Source organism: Oscillibacter sp. UBA6647, assembly GCA_002455655.1.
In the GTDB taxonomy this organism is placed as follows: Bacteria; Bacillota; Clostridia; order Oscillospirales; family Oscillospiraceae; genus Oscillibacter.
This window is the reverse complement of sequence record DKLF01000062.1, coordinates 1-20,668: the sequence shown is the minus strand read 5'-3', so window position 1 is coordinate 20,668 and position 20,668 is coordinate 1. Positions and strand designations below refer to the sequence as shown.

The window sequence follows — 20,668 nt, the reverse complement described above, 5'->3', positions numbered from 1 at the left end:
ACCTGCTGATTACAAATCAGCTGCTCTACCAGCTGAGCTACACCAGCGCATCCAACAGCAAAAGTTATTCTAGCAGACAGTGAGAGGTTTGTCAACCTTGTTTTTTATGGGAGGGTGATTTTTATGAGAAAAATATCATTCAGGGGACAGGAAGGTCCCCGCTGTGGGCCATGCGGCGGAGAACTATGCCCGGGAGAGTCCTATTGGCAGATCAACGGAGAGCTGATTTGTGCCGCCTGCCTTCCGGAATATGCCCGGGGAGAGCTGGAGCCTTTTCGTCGGGTGCTGGGAGAAGAGGTGAACCAGTGATGACGCTGATGGAGATGTCCGTTACATATCGGGCCGGGGCTGACGCCCTGCGCCTGCGCATTTGGGAATTGAAACAGAAGCGGCAGGGACAAGCCGACCCGGAGGAAATTTTTCGTCTGACCCGGCGCATCGCGGAGCTGGAACCGCTGCTGCGGGAGGCGCGGGAGCTGGCCGCGGTGACTGCCCATTATTACGAAAGGGGGTATCACAAGGATGAAAAGTACTGCTTCTAATGCTTTTTCCACCCGCTCCAGCGAGTGGCTGGGAGACATGACAGTGTGGCTGCGGGAAAACGCCGGGGACAACGGAGATCGTCTGGCCCGTCTGCGCCGCCAGCTTCATTTGGCCCGCCAGCGGGAGCTGACGCCCCGCCAGCGCCAGTTTTTGGAGAGATACTTTGACGACGGGCTGACCATGCGGGAAATTGCGGAGGAGGCGGGCGTAGACCCCTCCACCGTGTCCCGGACGCTGCACCGGGCAAAGGAGCGTCTGCGCCGCGCCCTGCAATACGCGCTGTAAGGAATTTCCCGTCTTTCCCCCTTGTGCTTTTGGCTGGGTTTACGTATAATAGGCTTGCGACAATCTTTGCTGTGCTTGAACCCCGCGGGTTCCTTTGGGAACCGGGGAAATAGAAGGAGGAGCCTTATGATTTACACCGCGCTGCACAACCGCTGGCTGCGTCTTCTTGGTGCCGTATTCGGACAATTCCTCGCCGCGCTGGCGATGAATTTATTTCTGGTTCCCATGCATCTGTACACCGGCGGAGTCATGGGATTCAGCCAATTGCTCCGGACGCTGATGACGGACTATATGGGGATGAACTTCGGGCAGTATGACATTGCGGGAATTCTTTATTTTCTGTTTAACATTCCGATTCTGCTCTTCGCGTGGAAGACGCTGGGGCGCGGATTCGTGGTCCGGACGTTGATCTGCACGCTGGCGTTCTCTGTTTTTTACTCGGTCATTCCCGCAGCGACCACCCCCATTGTGGAGGATATGCTGACTTCCTGTCTTCTGGGCGGCATTATCACGGGCGTAGCCTATGGCATCGTGCTGACCTGCGGCTGCTCCGGAGGCGGGCTGGACGTGGTGGGGCTGGCGCTGGCGGCCCGGGGAACCAATATTACCGTGGGCCGGTTCAGCCTGGGGATCAACGCGGTGCTGTACACTGCGTGCCTCGTGCTGTTCAGCCCGGAAATTGCGATCTACTCCGTGATTTACAACTACTTTTCCGCCACCATTCTGGACCGGATGCACCAGCAGAACATCTCCATTCAGGCCATAATTTTCACCAAGCATAACGAGAAGGAACTGGCAAAGTATATTACCGAATCTTTCGGTCGGGGCGTTACCTATTGGATGGGGGTGGGGGCCTATACCGGGGAGAACGTGCATGTACTGTATGTGTGCCTGTCCAAATACGAAGTGGAGGAGCTGCGTCGGGCGGTTCACACCATGGACCCTCACGCATTTTTTGTGATCCAGTCCGGTATTGAGGTGGACGGCAACTTCCGCCGGAATCTGGGGAACTGAGAGGCGGACAAAAACTGGTGGGCCGGTGGCTTTCCGGCGGGAGCGCCTGGGGGAATGCGAAGACGTGGGGATTTTTACAAGCCTGCCGGGGACCCGTGCAGGGAAGCTGCACAAGGCTTCAGAAGAAGAAACGAAGGACAGATAAAAGGCGCCGCCTGGGCGGCGCTTTTTTCATGAAAGGGGAGCATAAAAGCTATGCGGCTGCAAGGCGCGATTTTTGATATGGACGGAACTTTGCTGGATTCCATGGGGGCGTGGAGAACGCTTGGCTCCGGCTTTATCCGGCGGCAGGGGAAGGAGCCGGAGGAGGGGCTTGACCGAACGCTTCATGCCATGAGTATGGAGGAGGGCGCGGCCTACTGTGTGGAGCGGTACGGACTGGAGGTCCGGCCTGAGGAGATTTCCCGGCTGCTGTACGCCGAGATGGAGGAGTTTTACCGGTTTCAGATCAAGCCGAAGGCGGGGATTGAGCGGCTGCTGTCCGTTTTGAAGATGGAGGGCGTGTGGATGTATGTGGCCACAGCCACAGACCACCCCTTGGCGGATCTGGCGCTGGAGGTTTCGGGTCTTGGGAAATATTTTCGCGGACTGCTTACCTGCGGCGACGCGGGCCATGAAAAGGACCATCCGGAGGTGTATGAGATGGCTCTGCGCCGCCTGCGCTGCCGGAAGGAGGACACCGTGGTGTTCGAGGATTCCCTCTTTGCCCTGCGCACGGCCAAGGCCGCAGGGTTTCGCACGGCGGCCGTCTATGACCCGTCCGAGCCGAATCAGGACGCTATGCAAGCGGAGGCGGATTATTACATTCGCTCCTTTGAGGATTGGACGCAGACGGAATAATGAGCGCCGGGCAGTCTTTTCGCGCCTGAGACAACCAGCTTAAAAATGGCAAAAAGGGGCCGCCGGCGAATAATACGCCAGCGGCCCAAATGGGTGGGATATTGGAAAGCTTCCATGACTATGGTACTCCATACGGCTCGAAAACGCAAGGGGGAAAATTGGTCGATTTTTCACTTTTTATATACGAAATGGCTTTTCATGCAAAAGGGTTCAAGAAAAAATCCGCAGCTCCTTTTTGGAGCGGCGGATTTTTTGATTACTTTCTTCTCTTGCCGCCGCGTTTTCCATCCACGCTGCGATTCAAATCAGCCATTTTTCCCTCGGAAGCGGAGAGAAATTTTTTTAGCTTGTCCTCAAAGTCCACGTCGCCGGAAGGCGGAATCGCCTGCGCCCGAGCAGGACCCGAGCGGGTTGCCGGTGCATATCCGCCGCCGGCAGGACGCGGACCACTGCCGCCGACAGGCCGAGACCCACCGCCTACAAATGGACGCAGCCCTCCCACGCCCCGGGGAGCGAAGGACCGGCCTTCCTCCTGAGGCAGCGCCTTTTTAATGGAGAGATTGAGCTTTCCGTTTTCCGAGGTCAGAACCCGGACCTTGACGCTCTGTCCCTCCTGCAAATAGTCGTGGACGTCGTTTACGTAGCTGTTTGCGATCTCCGAGATATGTACGAGGCCGGAGCGGCCTCCTTCCAGGGCGACGAACGCGCCAAACTTCATAATGGCGGTTACCTTGCCCTCCATGATGCTCCCAACCTCAGGCTCTACTCCCATACTGCGTACTAGTTCTCCCTTCTCAGGTTTCGTTTGTCCGCCGAAGGCGGAAAGATATTCAGATGACCGGCAGGGCGCGCCGCGCCCATGCCGCTCAATTGCTCACATCGTAGAACACACGGTCCCCCGGGGCCACCAGTCCCAGCTCATCCCGGGCGATTTGCTCCATCTGCTCCTGCGTGCCGCCGCCATCGATGGCCTTTTGCAGATGGTCGTTGCCCTGTTGGCTGCTGCGAACCTGCTCGCTCAGCAAGATCTTCTGGGTTTCCGCCTGCTCCACCTGCGTCCGCAGACGGTATAGCTGTAACCCGAGGGCGACGATGAGCGACGCCAGCAGCAGCTTTCCGAACAGGCCCAGCCTGAGCTGCCGGCGGCTTTTTTTTGGCGCGCCTGTCTTTGCCACGGCTGCTTCCTCCCCGACCGATTTTGTAACGTCGACACGCAATTTTCTCTATTGTATAGCATTTTTTCATAAAAAGAAAGATGTTTTTCAGACGAAGGCCCATTTTTTTGGAGAAATTTTTCAGCCAAATCCAAGGAATTTGCAGCAAATGAAGCAAAAAGTCCAGTGTATCGGCCCAAAAATCCCAAATCGGACGCAGGAGTGCGGAAAACAGGGTGAAAAACAGCACCGTGCCGCCAAGGGTGCCCACCAGCGAAAAAATGCGCAGTTGCCCCTGGGTTCGGTTCAGGGCAAAGAGAAACAGCGCCGCGGCGGCCCACAGGCAGTAGACCACGTCCAGCACCCAGGCGAACTTTGGCAGACGAAGACGGAAGGGGCGAAGCAGATCGTGGGCCACCCCGATGGCCAGCCCCAGCAGAATCGACTGGAGAAATATCCCCAGTTGCTGGTCCACAAAGTTCCGCATATCATCCCAGCAGCCGCCGCAGCAGCCCTCCCCGGCTAGCAGAAGGCTCCTCATAGGACAGGGAATCAATTTTCCCGTCCACCCGCAGCTCTCCGCCCTCCAGCGAGAGCTGACCGATGTGCAGCTCTTCCCCGGTCACCACCAGCGTTCCGGCGGCGGTGGACATGACAATCCCCGTCTCGTCAAACCGCTCCACATCCTCCACGCCGGAGACAATCAGGTGCTCCCGTCCGTTCAGCTCAACCCGATGGGCCTGCGGCATGGCGTTTCCATAGTCGTTCATCTTACGTCCCTCCCCGGTCTGCGCCGGTCCAAGCCGGCGGTCACACCATTCTATGGGAGAGTGCGGCGGATTATGCCCCGCCGGAAATTTCGCGGTACAGGCCCGCCGCGTCTGCCTGACGGACATTCTCTGAAACCGCCAGAACCTCCACCGTCAGGGTCCGCACGCCGAACCGCAGAGAGAGCACGTCGCCCACCTTCACCTCATAGCTGGCTCTGGCGGGCTTGCCATTGGCCATTACAAGGCCGCTGTCGCAGGCCTCGTTCGCCACGGTGCGCCGCTTAATCAGCCGCGCGGTTTTGAGATATTTGTCCAGCCGCATAAAGTTGCTCCTTTTAAAAACTTTTTAAAAACCTTGGATTGGAAAACGCGCGGGGGGACTTTCGTCCCTCCGCGCGAGGCGTTTATTTAACGTTGCCGCGCTTACTGTGCGACGGTGTCCTTCAGCGCCTTGCCGGCCTTAAAGGTGGGGATCTTGGAGGCGGGAATCTTGATCTCCTCCTTGGTCTTGGGGTTGCGGCCGATGCGCTCGGCGCGGCTCTTCACTTCAAAGGAACCGAAACCAACCAGCTGGACCTTGTCGCCCTCTTTCATGGCGGTGGTGATCGCGTCCAGAGTGGCGGCAATAACAGCCTCGGCTTCTTTCTTGGAAACCTCCGTCTTGGCGGCAACAGCGTTGATAAGCTCAGCTTTGTTCATTTGTATTTCCTCCTATAAAATTCACATCTTCCAGAATATATCTCAAAGCGAAGTCCGCTTTTAAGATTCGTGTTTTTTGGCCTGTTCCCACAGGGCCGTCTTTTCCTCGAAAGGTAGGGTGGCAAGGTCTCCGGAGGCGTGTTCCTCCACAAAGCGAAAGCGGCGGGCAAACTTGTCACACCCGGCGTGCAGCGCCTCCTCGGGGTCTATCCCGTAGCGCTGGGCAATCCGCGCGGCCACAAACAAAACGTCGCCCACTTCCTCGCGGATACCGTGGGGCGCGTCCACAGGGCGGGTAGCGTCCTCCGCCGCTTCGCGGAGCTCGGCAACCTCCTCGGACAGCTTGTCCATCGCGCCGGAGGCTTCCGGCCAGTCAAATCCGGCATTGGAAGCCTTGCGCTGAATTTTCTCGGCCCGCCACAGGGCAGGAAGTGTTTTGACAACCGCGTCCACCGCGTCTGCAGCAGAGACCTGGCCCTTCTCTTTACGCTTCATGATCTCCCAGCGGGCCGACTCCTCGGCGGAGTCTTTGACCTCTTCGGAGCCAAACACATGGGGGTGGCGGTAAATCAGCTTTTTGCAGATGCCGTCTGTCACGTCGTCCATGGTGAAGCCGCCCTGCTCGCGCTCGAGCTGGGCGTGAAACACCACCTGTAAAAGCACGTCGCCCAGCTCCTCGCACAGGGCCGCCGGGTCGCCCCGGTCGATGGCTTCCGCAGTCTCACAGCACTCTTCCAAAAGGTTTCGCCGGAGGGAGGCGTGATCCTGCTCCCGGTCCCAGGGACAGCCGCCGGGGGAGCGAAGCAGCTCCATAATCCGAAGAAGGTCCTCATATCCGTATCGGGGCTTACATTGAAAATCTATCATATCTTTTCTGCCTTTGCAAGATAAATTCACGGGAAATGCTTGATTGTTCAGGTTTTTTTCACTTCAGCCTTAAAATTTTTGCCAACTTTCTGCCGTGAGGCATGGATTCCAGATCCTCTGCCCGGAGAATCCGCAAAGCCAGCACCAGAATGCCGTACACCACAACGGCCACCGCAATGGCGCCCAAGGTGGCTGCGGCACTGACCAGATACCCCGAGTCGGGGCCTGTCAGCAGACGGCTGAGAAGGCCGTGGGCCGCCCAGGCGGAGAGGCCCATCGCCACGGAAGCAATGGCCGGTTTTGCAAAGATCTGGAGATACCGGGGCTTTTCCGGCGAGTATTTCCACACAAAGTACAGGTTGAATCCGGCAATGACCAGATAGCAGCAGAGGGTGGAGATGGGGGCGCCCATGATGTTGATGGAGGGCGTGCCTACCAGAACGTAGTTCATGGCAATTTTGGTGACGCCGCCGGCAACCATGGTGTAAATCGGAATTTTCTCCTTGCCGTAGGACTGCAAAATAGCGTTGGTCAAATTCATCAGGCAGATGAAGATGCACGCCACGCCCTGCACCCGCAAAAGCGGCGCGCAGGCAATGGCGTCCTGAACCTGCGCGGGATACAGCAGCAGCAGAATCGGTCCGGCCAGCACGCTTAACCCAACGCCTGCGGGAATGGCCAGCAGGGCGATCAATCGCAGGGCGGAGGAAACGACCCGGTTGGCTCTGGCGTTTTCATGCCGGGCCAGCGCCGCTGCCACAAAGGGAATCAGGCTCATGGTCACAGGAAAGACAAAGGAGGGCGGCAGATTCACGAGGTCCGTGCCGTAGCCGTACTGCCCAAACAGGACGCTCGGCGCGGCGGGAAGCTGGTTTTGGATATCGGCCAGCCGACGCAGGACAATGGTGGTATCCAGCATGGTCAGAAGACTCATGGCGGAATTACTCAGCGTGATGGGAATGCCAATGTGCAGAACCTGCTTCATCAGCGTGCCGCTGGAAGGGGGCACATCGTTGGAAAGGGCCTGATTGTCCCGATGACGGAACAGATAGAGCGACATAAAGCCCAGAGAGATAATTTCACTGACCGTGACGCCCAATATGGCGCCTGCGGCGCCGTAGGCCACGCCTTTTTGCACCACGCGGATGAGATACCACGCCAGCGGCAGGCCCACGCCCAGCTTAAAGGTGACCTCAATGACCTGCGATACGGCGGTGGGGGTCATATTGCCCTGCCCCTGTGTGTAGCCCCGCATACAGGCAAGAAGGCTGACGCACAGGATGGTGGGCGCCAGCGCACGGATGGCGTGGGCCGCCATGGGCTGGCGCTGGAGGTCGGCCAGTTGGGACGCTCCGAAAAACATCAGCAGCGAGCCGACAAGGCCGATTCCCAAAAACAGCCAGATTGCGGTGCGGAACAGCTTGCGTTTTTCATTTTCCCGCCCCGTGGCGTGGGCCCGGCTGGTGAGCTTGGAAATAGCAAGGGGAAGTCCCGCGGTGGACACGGTCATCAGGACGTTGAAAATGTCGTAGGCCACCTTGAAGTAGGTCTTGCCCTCGGCGCTGAGAAGGTTGTTCACCGGAATGCGGTAAACCGCGCCCACGAGCTTCACAATGGCCACGGCGGAGGCTAAAATCGCCGCGCCGCCCAGAAAAGACTGCTTTTTCGCGTTATTCGCCATGAAGTTACCTCAATTTTTTCAAAAGGTTGGAGCCGTTTCTCCAACAAGGATATGCGTACATTCTGCCGTCATGTCTCCGTCACAGGCGGGTTCCGCAGTGGCGGCAGAAAACGTCGCCCTGCTTGGGGCCAAATCCGCACAGAGGGCACACACGGGGTTCACTCTGGCGCAGCCGCACGATCTCCGCGGCGGTGCGGTCAAGCTCTGCGTTCACCTCGTCAATCTCACGGAGCTTGCCAAGAAGCTGGTCGGAGTCGGCAATTTTGCCGGTGTGGGTTCCGTACACCATGGAGCCAACCTCCTGCAAAAGCGCGCTCCGCTGGGCTTTCAGGTCTGCCGCGCGGACATTCAGCTTGCTGACGGAGAGAAGGGAGGATGCCTTTTGACCTGCGGCGGTAAAAAGGTCGCCTGCGGCGGTGCCTACTTCCTCGGCGGTTTTCTGCACGGTATCCAGAATCTCCTGCAATCTTTCATCCATGTTGACGCCCTCCTTAACTTAATAGGTATAGGTGCCGCCGCCCACAAATTCGCGGGCCAGAGAATCCAATGCCAGATATTCGGCGGTCATGCCCTCAAAGCGCTCGTAGGCGGTGAGAATCTGGTCCGCCACCGGGTATTTGCCCCGGGGCAGCTCCTCCAGCAGGGGGACCACATACGGCTTGAGAACGGAAAATTCGCACTCGAGAGACGAGTCAAACATTAAATCCGCGTTTTCCTTATAGGGGGAGATGTACAGCTTTTCCCCCCGGCGGACATTATCCCACATTTTCAGGGTGAATTCAGCGCTGCTGCCCCGGAAGTTGTGGTCCCGGACAATCCGGCGGCAAAGACGCAGCCACGCATGGTCGAACAGGGCGCTTCCCGCCTCGTCCAGCACGCTGCTGCGGGCCGCGATGTAGAGCTTGAAGGCATGGGGATTCTTACCCACAATCACGTCGTTCAGGGCGTGGATGCCCTCAAAAATCACCAGCTCGTCAGGCCCCAGGCGCATGGGCTGGGACATGATGTCCGAGCGCATCTGGCGGGCAAATTCGTATTTGGGCACATGAATTGTCTCGCCCCGGTCCAGCATGGCGAAGTGGCGGTTTAAAAGATCGATGTCCAGACAGAAGGGAGACTCGAAGTCAATGGCGCCCTCCCGATTGCGGGGGGCGGTTTCCGGGTCCACGGTGTTGAAATAGTTATCCATGGACACTGTATAGGTCATGATTCCCATGGACTTGAGTACGTCCTCCACCTTCAGAGCCGTGGTGGTCTTTCCGGAGCCGGAGGGGCCGGAGAGCAAAATGATGCGGGACTCGCCCCGGTGAGCGGCGATTTTTTCCGCCGCCATGCGCACCTTCTTCTGAAAGTCCTCGTCGCAGCGCCGGGAAAACTCCCGGGGATCGCTGCGGACCGCCTGATTGATGTCGATGAGAGAATACGCCATGATTTCAAACCCCTTTCCAAAGTGGACCTGCGGCGCGCTTTGCCCGCGCGTCCCGATTCAATCCCCCGCTGTCTCCCGCCCGGGGGCGGAAGGAGAGGGGGCGGCCGCGGCATTTTGGTAAAACGCGGCAAAGGCCGCCTGATTTTCCGAAATCTTGCCGGGCCGCGACGTGTATTCCACCGGGTACTTCAAATTGAATACCCGGCTGATACGGCCCGGCCCGCCCACCATTTTTGTGGACCCGCCCGCGCCGCAGGAGAGAATGGAGCACAGCTCCGACATGATGTAGATGTTGTAAAGATTCTCCGCTCCCGGTTTGCACCAGCCCGTGTTTTCAAAGCTGCCGGACATATACTTCTGCCGGTAAAGATAGTAAGGCCCGTATCCGGCGGCGCGGAGCGTGGGGTCTGCATAGTCCAGCATTTCACCCACTGCCTCGGCGGAGGGAATGCGTAGGCCCTCCAGCGTGATGCGGCTGCCTTTTTTCAGGCTCAGGGTGTGGACGGTGATGTTGTCCGCTCCCAAAGCAATGCAGGCGTCCAGCGACCGGCGAAAGCCCTCCGGGTCGTCTTCGGGCAGGCCTGCGATCAGGTCCATGTTGACATGTTCAAACCCGGCTTCGGCGGCCTGCTCCATGGCGGAGAAAATCTGGGCGGCGCTGTGGCGGCGGCCGATGGCCGCAAGTACCCGGTCCTCCATGGTCTGGGGGTTCACGGAAATCCGCGTCACGCCCCGGTTTTTCAGCACCCGCAGCTTTTCCGGCGTCACCGTGTCGGGCCGTCCGGCCTCGACAGTATACTCGCAGCAGGCCGCAAAGTCAAACGAATCGGCAAGACCGCCCAGCAAACCGTCCATCTGCTCTGCCGAAAGAGTGGTGGGGGTTCCGCCCCCCATGTAAAAGGAACGGACCCGTAGGCCCAGCTCCCGGCAAAGCTTTCCTGCAGAGGAAATCTCGGCCTTCAGCGCCGTGAGATACGGCTCCACCAGATGGAAGCTCCGCTCCACGCTGGCGCTGACAAAGCTGCAATAGGCGCAGCGGGTGGGGCAGAAGGGGATGCCAACGTACAGGGCGATATCCTTGGGACCCAGGTCCTCCCGCACACGGCGGGTGACGCAGGCCGTCTCCGTTGCAAGTCTTGCCCGGCGGGGTGTGACGAAATACTCGTCCTCCAGCATCCGCCGGACCTCCTCGGGGGAGTCACCCAAGTCCAGAGCGGCCACCGCCGTTTTGTCGGGCCGCACGCCCGTAAGGCTCCCCCACGGGGGCGTCAGTCCGGCGGCCTCCCGGGCGGCTTTGAAAAAGCTCATTTGCAGCAGCCTGCGGCGCTGGCCCTCCTGTTCATAGTCAGTGCCGCCTAAATTCTGCGCGGCTTCGCCTCGACCGGTGTGCCCCTGATAGAGCATTTCAGTCACCGCTTCGGCATGACTGCCGATCTGGCGCAGAGTAATTACAGCCCGGTTGGGGTCATTTCCCTCGTAGACGGGCCGCTCCTCCGGCAGCAGGGCCATCAGGGTTTGCTCCATGGCATACAGCTCCTGATGCCCCTCAAATTTCAAAAGCATGGCTCAGCGTCCCAGTGCCTGAAGCATGAAAGGATTGTATTCCCGCTCCCGGCTGAGAAGAGAAGGCCCCATATGGCCGGGGAGCACGGTGTATTCCTCCTCAAGCCGCCCCAGACGGGACAGGGATGCCAGCATGTCGCCCACATTGCCGCCGGACAGATCCGTCCGGCCGCAGGAGCCGGCAAACAACGTGTCTCCGGCAAACATGGCCTCGCCGCACAGCAGCGTCACAGAGCCGGGAGAATGGCCGGGAGTGGACAAGACCGAGACGGTCAAGCCGCCCACCTGTATCGTGTCACCCTCGCCGTAGTCCACTGTGGCAGGCAGGGATAAAAACAACTCCCGGGTCCGCCGGTCCGCGTCGTCGCCATGGACATCCCGGCGATTCAAATAGGCGGGAATGCCGGGGTACCGTTCCAAAAGCTCCGCCACCGCGCCCGTGTGGTCATAGTGACCGTGGGTCAGGAAAATGCAGACGGGGGTGCAGCCGGTTTCCTCCACGGCGCGGGCAACCCGGTCCGCGTCGGCGCCGGGGTCCACAATAGCGCAGACGCCCGCTTCCTCGTCGCAAAAAATATAGCAGTTGGTCATAATCGCGCCAACCTGCATGGTAATGATTTTCATGGCAAATGCTCCTTACAGCGTGTCGGTGTCCAAAATCAGCGTCAGCGGGCCGTCGTTCACGGAGTCCACCTTCATATCCGCGCCAAATTCGCCGGTTTCCACCCGCGAAACCTTTTCCCGGCATGCCGTGATAAAGGCTTCGTACAGAGGAATGGCAACTTCCGGTCGCGCGGCGGCAAGAAAGTCGGGTCTGCGGCCCCGCTTGCAGCTTCCATACAGGGTGAACTGGGAGATAATCAGCAGCTCGCCGTCCACCGCGTCCAGCCCCAAATTCATTTTGCCATTTTCATCCTCGAAAATGCGCAGGCCGCAAATTTTTTCGGCCAGCTTGAGGACTTCGGCCTCCGTGTCTTCATGGGTAACGCCCAGAAGGATGAGAAAGCCCTGCCCGATTTGGCCCTTCACGGCTCCGTCGATGGAGACGGAGGCCCGGGTAACTCTCGTGACTACCGCGCGCATGTGCAGATCTCCTTTACTAATTGATCTCTGCCGTGTCCCCGTGAAAAGGAGCGGCAATGGAGTGAATGAGCTTTCGCGCCAAAGCGCGGAAGCGAACGATACGCAATTTGCCGCGACGTCATCCGGCGGGCCGCGTGACGTTCAAAACGCCCGAAACCTGATTAAGCCGCTTCATCAGGGACTGGAGCTGATCGCCGTCTTTGACGCTGACCTCCAGCGTGATGACGGCAAAGCGGTCCTCGGTGGTGCGGACGTTCAGCGCCGCCACCCGGGTATTGGTCACAGACAAGGCCGCGGAAACGTCCAGAACCAGATTGTTGCGGTCTTTGGCCAAGATTTCCAGAGAAGTGCGGTAGCTGTCGTTGGTATCCGCGCCCCAGGTGACCTTAATCCACCGGCCCTTCTGGTCCGGCTGGCTGCGGCGCTCCTCCGAGGCGTTGGGACAGTCGCACCGGTGAACGGACACGCCGTATCCCCGAGTAATAAAGCCGATGATCTCATCTCCCGGCACGGGGGTGCAGCACTTTGAAAATTTCACAAGGCAATTGGAGAGTCCCTCCACGATGATGCCCTGCTCGCTGCGGGCGCGCTTGGGAACGGCGGCCTTTGCCGGTTCTTCGGCTTTGCCGGCTTCCATGGCGTCTTCCAGAGACTTTTCCTGCTGGTGCAGCTTTTGAATGCGCATCAGCTCGCCCTGCATCCGGTTCACGGCTTTCTGAGCGGAAAACCCGCCGTAGCCGATGGCGGCGTACATCTCATCCAGCGTTCCGAAGGACACCCGCTTCAAAAGCTCCGGAAGATTTTCAAGGGCCAGCACATCCCGCATGGCAATGCCGCAGTGCTTCAGCTCTGATTCAAAGGCGGCGCGGCCATTTGCGATGTTTTCCTCGCGCCGTTCTTTTTTAAACCACTGGCGGATTTTGCTGCGGGCCTCGCTGGACTTGGCAATTTTCAGCCAGTCCCGGCTGGGACCCTTGGCGGTTTTAGAGGTAAGAATCTCCACAATGTCGCCGTTTTTAAGCTGGAAGTCATAGGTGACAATGCGTCCGTTGACCTTCGCGCCGATCATGTGGTTGCCCACGGCGGAGTGGACGGAGTAGGCAAAGTCGATGGGGGTGGCTCCGGCGGGAAGGTTCTGCACGTCGCCGCCCGGGGTGAACACGAACACCTCGTCGGAGAACATATCGATTTTCAGCGAGCGGATATACTCCTCCGCGTCGGTGCCCTCCTGATTTTCAAGGAGCCGACGGACCCACTCGTATTTTCCCTCGGTGCCCCCGCCCTGGCCGTTCTGCTTATATTTCCAGTGGGCGGCCACGCCGTATTCCGCAATTTCGTGCATCTCCTGCGTGCGGATCTGCACCTCGAAGGGAATGCCGTCTCCGCCCATCACGGTGGTGTGAAGCGACTGATAGCCGTTGGGCTTGGGGGTTCCGATATAGTCCTTGAACCGGCCCAGAATGGGCTTGTAGATATCGTGGATAACGCCCAGCACGTTATAGCAGTCTCCCACGGAGTCCACCACCACACGGAAGGCAAACAGGTCAAAAATCTCATCCAGAGATTTATTTTGGTTAAACATCTTGCGATAAATGGAATAGGGGTGCTTCATCCGCCCGTAGACCTTGTGGCGGATTTCCATTTCCGTCAGACGCTGGTCAATCTGGGCCTGGGTGCGGTTCATAAAGTCGTCATACTCGGCTTTTTTCGCGCTCAGGGTTGAAACAATTTCGTCGAACCCAACCGGGTCCAGATATTTCAGGGACAGGTCCTCCAGCTCCCACTTCATGCGCTGCATACCCAGCCGGTGGGCAATGGGAGCGTAAATTTCCATCGTCTCCAGAGATTTTTGCTTCTGCTTCTCCGGGGACTGATACTCCATGGTGCGCATATTGTGCAGCCGGTCGGAAATTTTGATGAGGATGACCCGGATGTCCTTGCTCATGGCGATGAGCATTTTCCGCAGATTTTCCATCTGCTCGTCTTCCTTGGTGGCGTACTGAATACGGGTCAGCTTGCTGACCCCCTCCACCAGATTCGCAACCGTGGGAGAAAAAAGCCGGGCAACTTCCTCATGGCTGGCGGGAGTGTCCTCAATCACGTCGTGAAGGAGTGCCGCTTCGATGGACTCGGAGTCCAGCCGCAGCTCCTCAGCCACAATCTGGGCCACCGCCAGAGGATGGATAATATAAGGCTCACCGCTTTTGCGTTTCTGGGCTATGTGGCTTTTTTCCGCAAATTCGTATGCGGCCCGGATATGGGCAAAATCCGCCGAGGGGTTATAGGCCCGGATAGTGTCTTCCAGCAGTTGATATTCTTCTTCTACGGTCATTGGGCCTCCCTCCCTTCCCAGACCTGCGCCCCGGCATGAAGCCTCTGCAAAAGGGGGCAGGCGCAAAGATCCACGCTGTCTTCCCATGGAAGCAGCGCAATGTCAAAAAATTCCTCGTCTACGGGAGTGGTGCGCAGAAGTTCCCGCTCTTCAAATACCGCCAGGGCCAAAGCGGCCCGTAAAAATGCTTCCCGCCCACCCGAAAGCTCAGCAACGGATCGGAGAAACGGCAGCCTTGCGACCGTCGCACGCCCCTGAGGAAGCAATCGGCGGATGGCCTTCAGCAGGACACGAAACTGCTCCAAGGACACGTTCAGGCGGTCTGTCTCCTGCGCTGTCAGGCTTTCGCCGCAGCACAGCCGCCGGATCATCTCCAAACTTTCCACCTCGCTGCGGCTGGGAACACGGCTGAGCCGCAGATCCACCATCTGCAATTGCAGGGTGGTCCGGCCCCGGAAGGTGTTGCCCTGAAGATAGAAGGCGGCATCCACCCGGTCCCCCACCCGAATGCCGTATTCCTCCGCCGTGGCGGAGAAAAAGATGGCGTCAAACCGGCAAAGACCGCGGCTTAATTGCAATTTCAGGTGCTTTCCCTGCCCCACGCCCTGAAGGCCCTCCACCCGCGCGCCAAGCAACGCGAAGACAGGCCGGGGATTCCCCGCGCCGTAAGGGTCCAGATGGCCAAGCTGCTCCACCTCGTCCATGGTCAGGTCCGCCGGGTCGGCCACGGCAACGTCAATCTCCAGCGCGGGAACGGGAATGCCCTTTCCGCAGTGTGCCCGGACATAGCCGTTCATTTTCTCCCGGAAGGGGGCGATGTTTTCCTTGCGGATGGTGAAGCCCGCGGCCAGCTCGTGGCCGCCGAACCCATCCAGCAGGCTGGAGCACGCCTCCAGTGCGGCAAAGAGGTTGAAGCCCCCGAAGCTCCGGCAGGAGCCTTTTCCCAGATTATCCTGAATGTGAATCATAAAGCTGGGGCAGGAAAATTTTTCGCTGATGCGGGAGGCCACGATGCCCACCACGCCCTGATGCCAGTCGTCGCTGTCCAGCACCAGCGCGGAGCGCTGGGAATCCGGCAGGGACTCGATCTGGTGTAGCGCGTCGGCGCAGATCTCCTGTTCCACTGCCTGACGCTCCCGGTTCAAATCGCAAAGCGCCCGGGCCAGTTCTTCGGCGCGGGCGGGGTCTTCGGTTTCCAACAGGTCGGCGGCAAGGTCCGCCGCCCCCATGCGCCCCGCCGCGTTGATGCGGGGGGCCAAAGAAAAGCCAATCTGCACGGAAGTGACGGGTTTTCCGTCCAGCCCCGCTTCTTTTAAAAGGGCGTGAATGCCCACAAAATCCGTTCTTGGCAGAGCCGCAAGGCCCCGCTGGACGATCACCCGATTCTCACCCTCCATCCGCATCACGTCGGCAACGGTGCCGATGGCGGCAAGGGTGCAGTATCGGGAAAACAGCCGCTCCTCGTTGCCGGAGCCGCCCAGAGCCAGCACCAGCTTCAGCGCAACGCCCACGCCCGCAAGATGCTTGAAAGGGTATGGGCAGTCGGCCCGGTGGGGGTCCACCACGGCGGCAGCCTTTGGGAGAGGGCCTTTGCACTCATGATGGTCGGTGACCACCACGTCCAGCCCAAGGGAAGCTGCAAAGTCCACCTCCTCCGCCCCGGTGACGCCGCAGTCCACCGTCACCATCAGCGTGGCCCCCTGGTCGCGGAGGAATTGAATGGCCTCTCGGCTCAAACCGTAGCCGTCCTCAATGCGCCGGGGAATATAGCGCAGGCAGGGAACGCCGCAATTTTTCAAATAGTCCAGCAGCAGCACGGTGGAGGTAATGCCGTCCACGTCATAGTCGCCGAAGACGGCCACGGTTTCCCCGTCCGCAATGGCGCGGCGAATGCGCTCCACGGCCTTATCCATGTCCGCCATAGCAAAGGGAGAGAGGGTCAGCGCCCCGTCGCACTCCAGCCGCTTGGCGGCTTCTTCCGCGGAAACGATGCCCCGGCCCGCCAGCACAGAGGCCAGCAGCGCAGGATATCCCGCTTGGCGCAGCGCTTCCACCGCGCCCGGGGAGGGCGCTCCGATGTTCCACTTTTCAAATTTCATCACGGCAGCCCCCCTTCCGACAAATTCTGCAGCACAGTTGTGCTATTTTCCAAAATAACTCCACTATTATATCAAAGTTCCACGGAAACGTAAAGAAAATTCTAACCTTTGGCGGCGAATTTGACGGGCGGGCCGGATTCTGCTAAAATAACCGGGGTTATTACACTGGAAGATTTTACACAGGCCGGGCCGTGGCCCGGCAGATTGTTTTATGAAGCGCTTTGAAAAGGAGATGATTGTTTGCTGAAATACATGAAACGGCTGGTTGCTGTGGGCCTTAGCTGCCTGTGCCTGTTGACCGCGCTGCCGGTGAGCGCGGCGGCGGCCCCCAAGTTTTCCGATGTGCCTAAGACGCACTGGGCGGCGGAGTCCATTGCCCGTGCGGCGGAGAAGGGACTTTTGAACGGTCGGAGCGACGGAACGTTCGGCATGGGAGGGTCCATGACCCGTGCGGCGTTTGCCGCGGTGCTGTGCCGCCTGTTTGAGTGGGAGGCGGTTTCTCCCGCTGCCGGGTCCTTTGCGGACAACCGGGACCCCTCCAAGTGGTATTACGGCGCGGTGGAAACCGTGTTTGTCCGGGGGGCGGTGACGCAGCAGGAGGAGAATTTCCGCCCCGGAGACGCCATTACCCGGGCGGAGATGGCAGTGATGTTGGTGCGCTCGCTGGGGTATGGGACGCTGGCGGGCCTTGCGGGGGAGCGGAAGTCCCCCTTTACCGACGTGACCTTCAGTCTGGGATATCTGATTCTGGCCAGCGATCTTGGCATTATGACGGGGAACACCCGGGGCGAATTTCTGCCGGACAAACCTGTCACCCGGGAGCAGGCCGCCGCCGTGCTAATGCGGGTTTACGACAAGCTGCACGCCCCCGCACCGGAGCTTGTGGGCATTGCCCGGGAGACGGCGGGACTGAGCCTTGGGGGCGTTGGGACCGTGGCGGTTCCCGCGCTGAAGCTGGTGTATAACGGGTCGCTTCAACTGGTTTCCGACGTTTCTGAAGAAACGACCGCCGCCATCCGGTCGGCGGCGGGGGACAGGCGTGTGCTGCTTCAGGTTTCCGGTCCCGGCTCCGTTCTTGCCGAGGCAGACCTTGCCGCACTGGCAAAAGAACTTGCAGCAGCCGCCGTTGACGGCGGATGGGACGGTGTGCTTCTGGACGTCTCAAAGCTGACCGGCACAGACAGGGCGGCTCTTACGGCGCTGGCGACTGCTCTGCGAACGGGATTGGGGAAAGACAAGCTTTTCTTCGTGGCGGCGGAAGCGCCTGTCAGGCAGGGGGGGACGGCCTACAACGGCTATGACTTTGCCGCGCTGGCGGCTGTTACAGACAAGATTATTTTGCGCATTGCGCCCTACTATCAGGTGATTTCCGGTCTTCCCACTACCCCCAGAGAGCCGCTGGAAGAGGTCTATTACGCGATGGAAGCCGTGGCATCCGCTGTTCCAACTGAAAAGATAGTGCTTCTGCTCACCGTATCCGGCTCCAAGTGGAGGGGAGAGCGGGCCGAGGGGGATGTGTCCGCGGCAGAGCTTTCCACCCTGCTGTCAACCTCCGGCGTCACGGGCTACTGGTCTGGCCGGTACGCCGCGCCTTATCTCAGCTATACGAACTCCGGACAGCGGGTGGTGGTCTGGTATAACGACGCCCGCTCCGCGCAGGCGCGGCGGCAGCTTTTGTCGTTTATCGGCGGCGGCGGGCTGTGCCTTGACAATTTGACCGGCCCGCTGGACGGGAATAACGGGATTCTTGCGGGGCTGAAATAAGCGCGGGAACTGCCAAAAAATCCGAAAATAGGAGCGGCGGGATGTGCATCGCACATCCCGCCGCCGTTTGTTAAGAATTTATGTGGGAAAGAGTCTTCGCGCGGACGCTTACAGGAATTTCTGCATCCCGTCGGTGGCAAGGCCCACCTCGGCGCTGATGGTGACGGTGAATTTAATGCTGTTCTTCTCGCCAAAAGCGTCCAGCCAATTCAAAAATTCCTCGGTCTTGTGGTCCACGTCGCCGCCGGTCACCTTGCACAGGTTGTCGATGAAAACGTGGGAAATGTCGTAGTTCCCGGCATACAGGCCGCTGATAAAGCCGCGCATGGACTCGTAGTTGTTCAGTTTATATTCCTTTACGTCAATCAGGCGGATATGGTAGTGGATGTCGTAAGTCAGAGCGGAGTTTGATTCAATGCAAACCACGTTGCCCGGCTCGTCCTTTGCCGCGCTGTTGATGAGGTCGATGAGCTGCTTGGTTTTCCCGGAGCCTTTGACGCCCATAATCAATCTAACCATAGTGTATCACTCCTGTTCTTTTGAAATCACGGGGTGGATTTCTATGTCTTCAGCATAGCATAGATTCCCTGAAAAAACAATGCAGAATTCCTGCAAAAAAGTTTGTGAATAATGCCGGGGGCGAAAATTTCGCCCCCGGTATTCGTTTACAGGTTCAGCTTTGCCCGAAGCTCCGCACCCCGGTCCTCAAAGCCGGGTTTTCCCAGCAGAGCGAACATATTCTTTTTATAGTCCTCCACGCCCGGCTGGTCAAAGGGATTTACGTCCAGCAGATATCCGCTGAGCCCGCAGGCGTATTCAAAGAAGTAAATCAAACCGCCCACAGTCTCCGCATTCCGCGTCCCGGCCTCAATGATGAGGTTGGGAACGCCGCCCTCCGTGTGGGCCAGAAGCGTTCCCTCGGCAGCTTTGTCCCGGATAAAGTCCAGAGATTTACCCGCAAGGAAATTCAGCCCATCGCCGTCCTCTTCATCCCGCTCAACAGAAAGCTGCCGGGCAGACGGACCGAATCGGACCACCGTTTCAAACATCAGCCGCCGCCCCTGCTGGATGTACTGGCCCATGGAGTGGAGGTCGGCGGTAAATTCCACGCTGGCGGGGAACAGACCCTTGCCCTCTTTTCCCTCGCTCTCGCCGTAAAGCTGCTTCCACCACTCCGCCATCATGCGAAATGCCGGGTCAAAGCAGCCGAGAATTTCAACGGTTTTCCCGTCCCGGTACAGTTGATACCGGGCGGCGGCATACCTCCATGCCGGGCAGTCATAGCCGGGAACGGCGCACCGCCCCATCATTTCCGCCGCGCCGCCCATCAGCGCGTCAATGTCCACGCCCGCCGCGGCGATGGGCAAAAGGCCAACCGCGGTGAGTACGGAATACCGCCCGCCCACGTCGTCCGGTACCACGAAGGTTTCCCAGCCCTCTTTGTCCGCAAGAGATTTCAGTGCACCTCTGCTGCGGTCTGTGGTGGCGAAAATGCGCTTTCGCGCGCCGTCCTTGCCATACCGCTCCTCCAAAAGCGTCCGCAGAAAGCGGAAGGCAACGGCGGGCTCTGTGGTGGTGCCGGACTTGGAGATGATGTTTACGGAAAAGTCCACACCGTCCAAAAGGTCCAGCGTTTCGCCCAGTGCGTCTGCGTCCAGACCGTTGCCCGCAAAGTAGATGTTGGGGCCGTCCTTCTTTTTCAGGTTATAGCTGGGGGAGCACAAAAGGTCAATCACGCCCCGGGCGCCCAGATAGGACCCGCCGATGCCCACCACCACCAACGCGCCGGAGTTTTTGCGAATTTTGGCCGCCGCCGCCTTGATGCGGGCATACTCATCCCGGTCATAGTCTTTCGGCAGACGGACCCAGCCGGTATACTCGCCCCCCGGGCCTGCTCCGCTTTGCAGCTTTTCGTGGGCCAGCCCCAGCCGGGGAGCCATGGCTTCCTCATAGGGCATGGGGATAAAGGAGTCCATATGAAAGGTTTTCACTTCCAGCATAACAACCATCCTTTCCGGATCGCCCCGCGACCTTGGGTGATGGCCCTATTATACTAGCATTCCCCCTGCGTCACAAGGAAAAATCCAAAAAAGGCCGGAAATCCGGACTGAAATCAGCCGCCCAGAAATGCGGTGCGCAGATACCGCAGGGCCAGCGCGCCCCAGGAGACGCGGGGAACGTCCTCTCCCGCCACCAGCGGCACCTCTGCCACTGTCTCCCCACCGGAGGAGAGGATCAGCGTTCCCAGCACGTCGCCTTTTGCAATGGGGGCGGCCACCTGCTCGGTGAGGGACACGGATTTTTCGAGTTTTCCCGCTTTGGCCTTTTCCAGCAGAAGGGATTCGCCCGCCGCCACGGGTTGCACGGTGGTCTGTGTCCCCAGCGATACGTTCACTGGAGGCAGTGCCCCGTCGGGCATGGCCTTTACCAGGGCGTAGGTGGAAAAGCCATAGCTCAGCAGGGCCTTTGCGTCTTCAAATCGCTGAGCGGAGGTGGGGCCCTTCATAATGACGGCGATCAGCTCCATAGATCGGAAGAGCGTCGT

22 protein-coding genes and 2 pseudogenes are annotated in these 20,668 nt (G+C 59.1%); 6 read left to right on the top strand and 18 right to left on the bottom strand.

Annotation, left to right across the window (positions count from 1 at the left end; translation table 11 throughout):
* Nucleotides 1-123 precede the first annotated feature (123 nt).
* The 5 genes from B2W96_RS04865 to B2W96_RS04845 all read left to right on the top strand — a co-directional run bounded on the left by B2W96_RS04865 (nucleotide 124) and on the right by B2W96_RS04845 (nucleotide 2,682).
* Nucleotides 124-309 (top strand): hypothetical protein, encoded by a 186-nt coding sequence (locus tag B2W96_RS04865; RefSeq protein ID WP_293009099.1) that lies wholly within the window; start codon nucleotides 124-126, stop codon nucleotides 307-309.
* Complete coding sequence (locus tag B2W96_RS04860; protein ID WP_293009101.1) at nucleotides 309-542, top strand: hypothetical protein; 234 nt, start codon at nucleotides 309-311, stop codon at nucleotides 540-542. Before B2W96_RS04865 ends, B2W96_RS04860 begins: the two co-directional genes overlap by 1 nt.
* Entirely contained in the window at nucleotides 523-828 is a 306-nt protein-coding gene (locus B2W96_RS04855) for a sigma-70 family RNA polymerase sigma factor (protein WP_293009097.1), read from the top strand. Before B2W96_RS04860 ends, B2W96_RS04855 begins: the two co-directional genes overlap by 20 nt.
* Before the next feature lie 126 nt (nucleotides 829-954).
* Nucleotides 955-1,842, top strand: coding sequence for a YitT family protein (locus B2W96_RS04850; protein ID WP_293009095.1), 888 nt, complete (start codon nucleotides 955-957; stop codon nucleotides 1,840-1,842).
* A gap of 195 nt (nucleotides 1,843-2,037) precedes the next feature.
* Nucleotides 2,038-2,682, top strand: coding sequence for an HAD family hydrolase (locus B2W96_RS04845; RefSeq protein ID WP_293009093.1), 645 nt, complete (start codon nucleotides 2,038-2,040; stop codon nucleotides 2,680-2,682).
* A gap of 256 nt (nucleotides 2,683-2,938) precedes the next feature.
* Here the strand turns inward: B2W96_RS04845 and B2W96_RS04840 are convergent, their stop codons facing one another.
* The 15 genes and pseudogenes from B2W96_RS04840 to recJ form a co-directional block, all read right to left on the bottom strand.
* Complete coding sequence (locus tag B2W96_RS04840; RefSeq protein ID WP_293009091.1) at nucleotides 2,939-3,454, bottom strand: S1 RNA-binding domain-containing protein; 516 nt, start codon at nucleotides 3,452-3,454, stop codon at nucleotides 2,939-2,941.
* Nucleotides 3,455-3,548: 94 nt separating this feature from the next.
* The gene (locus B2W96_RS04835) at nucleotides 3,549-3,857 is read right to left on the bottom strand and encodes a hypothetical protein (RefSeq protein ID WP_293009089.1); all 309 of its coding nucleotides are present in this window, start codon (nucleotides 3,855-3,857) and stop codon (nucleotides 3,549-3,551) included.
* A 262-nt stretch (nucleotides 3,858-4,119) separates the two neighbouring features.
* Nucleotides 4,120-4,323, bottom strand: a pseudogene (yabQ, locus tag B2W96_RS11830) (spore cortex biosynthesis protein YabQ); the annotation flags it as partial.
* 1 nt (nucleotide 4,324) lies between these two features.
* Entirely contained in the window at nucleotides 4,325-4,606 is a 282-nt protein-coding gene (locus B2W96_RS04825) for a YabP/YqfC family sporulation protein (RefSeq protein WP_293009085.1), read from the bottom strand.
* A 70-nt stretch (nucleotides 4,607-4,676) separates the two neighbouring features.
* On the bottom strand, nucleotides 4,677-4,928 hold the full coding sequence (locus B2W96_RS04820) for an RNA-binding S4 domain-containing protein (protein WP_293009083.1): 252 nt from the start codon (nucleotides 4,926-4,928) through the stop codon (nucleotides 4,677-4,679).
* A gap of 101 nt (nucleotides 4,929-5,029) precedes the next feature.
* A complete protein-coding gene (locus B2W96_RS04815) occupies nucleotides 5,030-5,305 on the bottom strand; it encodes an HU family DNA-binding protein (protein WP_293009082.1) in 276 nt (91 codons plus the stop codon).
* Nucleotides 5,306-5,365: 60 nt separating this feature from the next.
* Entirely contained in the window at nucleotides 5,366-6,172 is an 807-nt protein-coding gene (mazG, locus tag B2W96_RS04810; protein ID WP_293009080.1) for a nucleoside triphosphate pyrophosphohydrolase, read from the bottom strand.
* A gap of 58 nt (nucleotides 6,173-6,230) precedes the next feature.
* Nucleotides 6,231-7,853 carry a putative polysaccharide biosynthesis protein gene (locus B2W96_RS04805; RefSeq protein ID WP_293009078.1) on the bottom strand — a complete coding sequence of 541 codons (1,623 nt, stop codon included), beginning with the start codon at nucleotides 7,851-7,853 and terminating at the stop codon, nucleotides 6,231-6,233.
* 79 nt (nucleotides 7,854-7,932) lie between these two features.
* Nucleotides 7,933-8,331: a zinc ribbon domain-containing protein gene (locus B2W96_RS04800; protein ID WP_293009076.1), complete on the bottom strand. Its 399-nt coding sequence runs from the start codon at nucleotides 8,329-8,331 to the stop codon at nucleotides 7,933-7,935.
* An 18-nt stretch (nucleotides 8,332-8,349) separates the two neighbouring features.
* Nucleotides 8,350-9,282, bottom strand: coding sequence for a uridine kinase family protein (locus tag B2W96_RS04795; protein WP_293009074.1), 933 nt, complete (start codon nucleotides 9,280-9,282; stop codon nucleotides 8,350-8,352).
* 57 nt (nucleotides 9,283-9,339) lie between these two features.
* Nucleotides 9,340-10,845 carry a coproporphyrinogen dehydrogenase HemZ gene (hemZ, locus tag B2W96_RS04790; protein WP_293009072.1) on the bottom strand — a complete coding sequence of 502 codons (1,506 nt, stop codon included), beginning with the start codon at nucleotides 10,843-10,845 and terminating at the stop codon, nucleotides 9,340-9,342.
* Between the two features lie 3 nt (nucleotides 10,846-10,848).
* Nucleotides 10,849-11,469: an MBL fold metallo-hydrolase gene (locus B2W96_RS04785; protein WP_293009070.1), complete on the bottom strand. Its 621-nt coding sequence runs from the start codon at nucleotides 11,467-11,469 to the stop codon at nucleotides 10,849-10,851.
* Nucleotides 11,470-11,481: 12 nt separating this feature from the next.
* Entirely contained in the window at nucleotides 11,482-11,928 is a 447-nt protein-coding gene (dtd, locus tag B2W96_RS04780; RefSeq protein WP_293009068.1) for a D-aminoacyl-tRNA deacylase, read from the bottom strand.
* Nucleotides 11,929-12,046: 118 nt separating this feature from the next.
* Nucleotides 12,047-14,260, bottom strand: coding sequence for a RelA/SpoT family protein (locus B2W96_RS04775; protein WP_293009066.1), 2,214 nt, complete (start codon nucleotides 14,258-14,260; stop codon nucleotides 12,047-12,049).
* Nucleotides 14,257-16,359, bottom strand: coding sequence for a single-stranded-DNA-specific exonuclease RecJ (gene recJ, locus B2W96_RS04770; RefSeq protein ID WP_293009064.1), 2,103 nt, complete (start codon nucleotides 16,357-16,359; stop codon nucleotides 14,257-14,259). Before recJ ends, B2W96_RS04775 begins: the two co-directional genes overlap by 4 nt.
* Before the next feature lie 240 nt (nucleotides 16,360-16,599).
* Here recJ and B2W96_RS04765 point away from each other — a divergent pair, with 240 nt between their 5' ends.
* Nucleotides 16,600-18,123, top strand: a complete 1,524-nt coding sequence (locus B2W96_RS04765) for an S-layer homology domain-containing protein (RefSeq protein WP_293009062.1) — start codon at nucleotides 16,600-16,602, stop codon at nucleotides 18,121-18,123.
* Nucleotides 18,124-18,231: 108 nt separating this feature from the next.
* Here the strand turns inward: B2W96_RS04765 and B2W96_RS04760 are convergent, their stop codons facing one another.
* From B2W96_RS04760 to B2W96_RS04750, 3 genes and pseudogenes are all read right to left on the bottom strand, one after another.
* Nucleotides 18,232-18,642, bottom strand: coding sequence for a hypothetical protein (locus tag B2W96_RS04760; RefSeq protein WP_293009060.1), 411 nt, complete (start codon nucleotides 18,640-18,642; stop codon nucleotides 18,232-18,234).
* Nucleotides 18,643-18,788: 146 nt separating this feature from the next.
* Nucleotides 18,789-20,123 (bottom strand): glucose-6-phosphate isomerase, encoded by a 1,335-nt coding sequence (locus tag B2W96_RS04755; RefSeq protein WP_293009058.1) that lies wholly within the window; start codon nucleotides 20,121-20,123, stop codon nucleotides 18,789-18,791.
* Between the two features lie 113 nt (nucleotides 20,124-20,236).
* Nucleotides 20,237-20,668: pseudogene (locus B2W96_RS04750) on the bottom strand (D-alanyl-D-alanine carboxypeptidase); the annotation flags it as partial.

What these genes read in the sequence shown, in the direction of transcription:
- B2W96_RS04850 (WP_293009095.1), top strand. Translation starts at nt 955, where the DNA reads ATGATTTACACCGCGCTGCACAACCGCTGGCTGCGTCTTCTTGGTGCC.
- B2W96_RS04755 (WP_293009058.1), bottom strand. Translation starts at nt 20,123, where the DNA reads ATGCTGGAAGTGAAAACCTTTCATATGGACTCCTTTATCCCCATGCCC.
- B2W96_RS04805 (WP_293009078.1), bottom strand. Translation starts at nt 7,853, where the DNA reads ATGGCGAATAACGCGAAAAAGCAGTCTTTTCTGGGCGGCGCGGCGATT.
- B2W96_RS04760 (WP_293009060.1), bottom strand. Translation starts at nt 18,642, where the DNA reads ATGGTTAGATTGATTATGGGCGTCAAAGGCTCCGGGAAAACCAAGCAG.
- B2W96_RS04855 (WP_293009097.1), top strand. Translation starts at nt 523, where the DNA reads ATGAAAAGTACTGCTTCTAATGCTTTTTCCACCCGCTCCAGCGAGTGG.
- B2W96_RS04865 (WP_293009099.1), top strand. Translation starts at nt 124, where the DNA reads ATGAGAAAAATATCATTCAGGGGACAGGAAGGTCCCCGCTGTGGGCCA.
- B2W96_RS04775 (WP_293009066.1), bottom strand. Translation starts at nt 14,260, where the DNA reads ATGACCGTAGAAGAAGAATATCAACTGCTGGAAGACACTATCCGGGCC.
- mazG (WP_293009080.1), bottom strand. Translation starts at nt 6,172, where the DNA reads ATGATAGATTTTCAATGTAAGCCCCGATACGGATATGAGGACCTTCTT.
- recJ (WP_293009064.1), bottom strand. Translation starts at nt 16,359, where the DNA reads ATGAAATTTGAAAAGTGGAACATCGGAGCGCCCTCCCCGGGCGCGGTG.
- B2W96_RS04795 (WP_293009074.1), bottom strand. Translation starts at nt 9,282, where the DNA reads ATGGCGTATTCTCTCATCGACATCAATCAGGCGGTCCGCAGCGATCCC.
- B2W96_RS04785 (WP_293009070.1), bottom strand. Translation starts at nt 11,469, where the DNA reads ATGAAAATCATTACCATGCAGGTTGGCGCGATTATGACCAACTGCTAT.
- B2W96_RS04860 (WP_293009101.1), top strand. Translation starts at nt 309, where the DNA reads ATGACGCTGATGGAGATGTCCGTTACATATCGGGCCGGGGCTGACGCC.
- B2W96_RS04825 (WP_293009085.1), bottom strand. Translation starts at nt 4,606, where the DNA reads ATGAACGACTATGGAAACGCCATGCCGCAGGCCCATCGGGTTGAGCTG.
- hemZ (WP_293009072.1), bottom strand. Translation starts at nt 10,845, where the DNA reads ATGCTTTTGAAATTTGAGGGGCATCAGGAGCTGTATGCCATGGAGCAA.
- B2W96_RS04840 (WP_293009091.1), bottom strand. Translation starts at nt 3,454, where the DNA reads ATGGGAGTAGAGCCTGAGGTTGGGAGCATCATGGAGGGCAAGGTAACC.
- B2W96_RS04800 (WP_293009076.1), bottom strand. Translation starts at nt 8,331, where the DNA reads ATGGATGAAAGATTGCAGGAGATTCTGGATACCGTGCAGAAAACCGCC.
- B2W96_RS04820 (WP_293009083.1), bottom strand. Translation starts at nt 4,928, where the DNA reads ATGCGGCTGGACAAATATCTCAAAACCGCGCGGCTGATTAAGCGGCGC.
- B2W96_RS04815 (WP_293009082.1), bottom strand. Translation starts at nt 5,305, where the DNA reads ATGAACAAAGCTGAGCTTATCAACGCTGTTGCCGCCAAGACGGAGGTT.
- B2W96_RS04845 (WP_293009093.1), top strand. Translation starts at nt 2,038, where the DNA reads ATGCGGCTGCAAGGCGCGATTTTTGATATGGACGGAACTTTGCTGGAT.
- dtd (WP_293009068.1), bottom strand. Translation starts at nt 11,928, where the DNA reads ATGCGCGCGGTAGTCACGAGAGTTACCCGGGCCTCCGTCTCCATCGAC.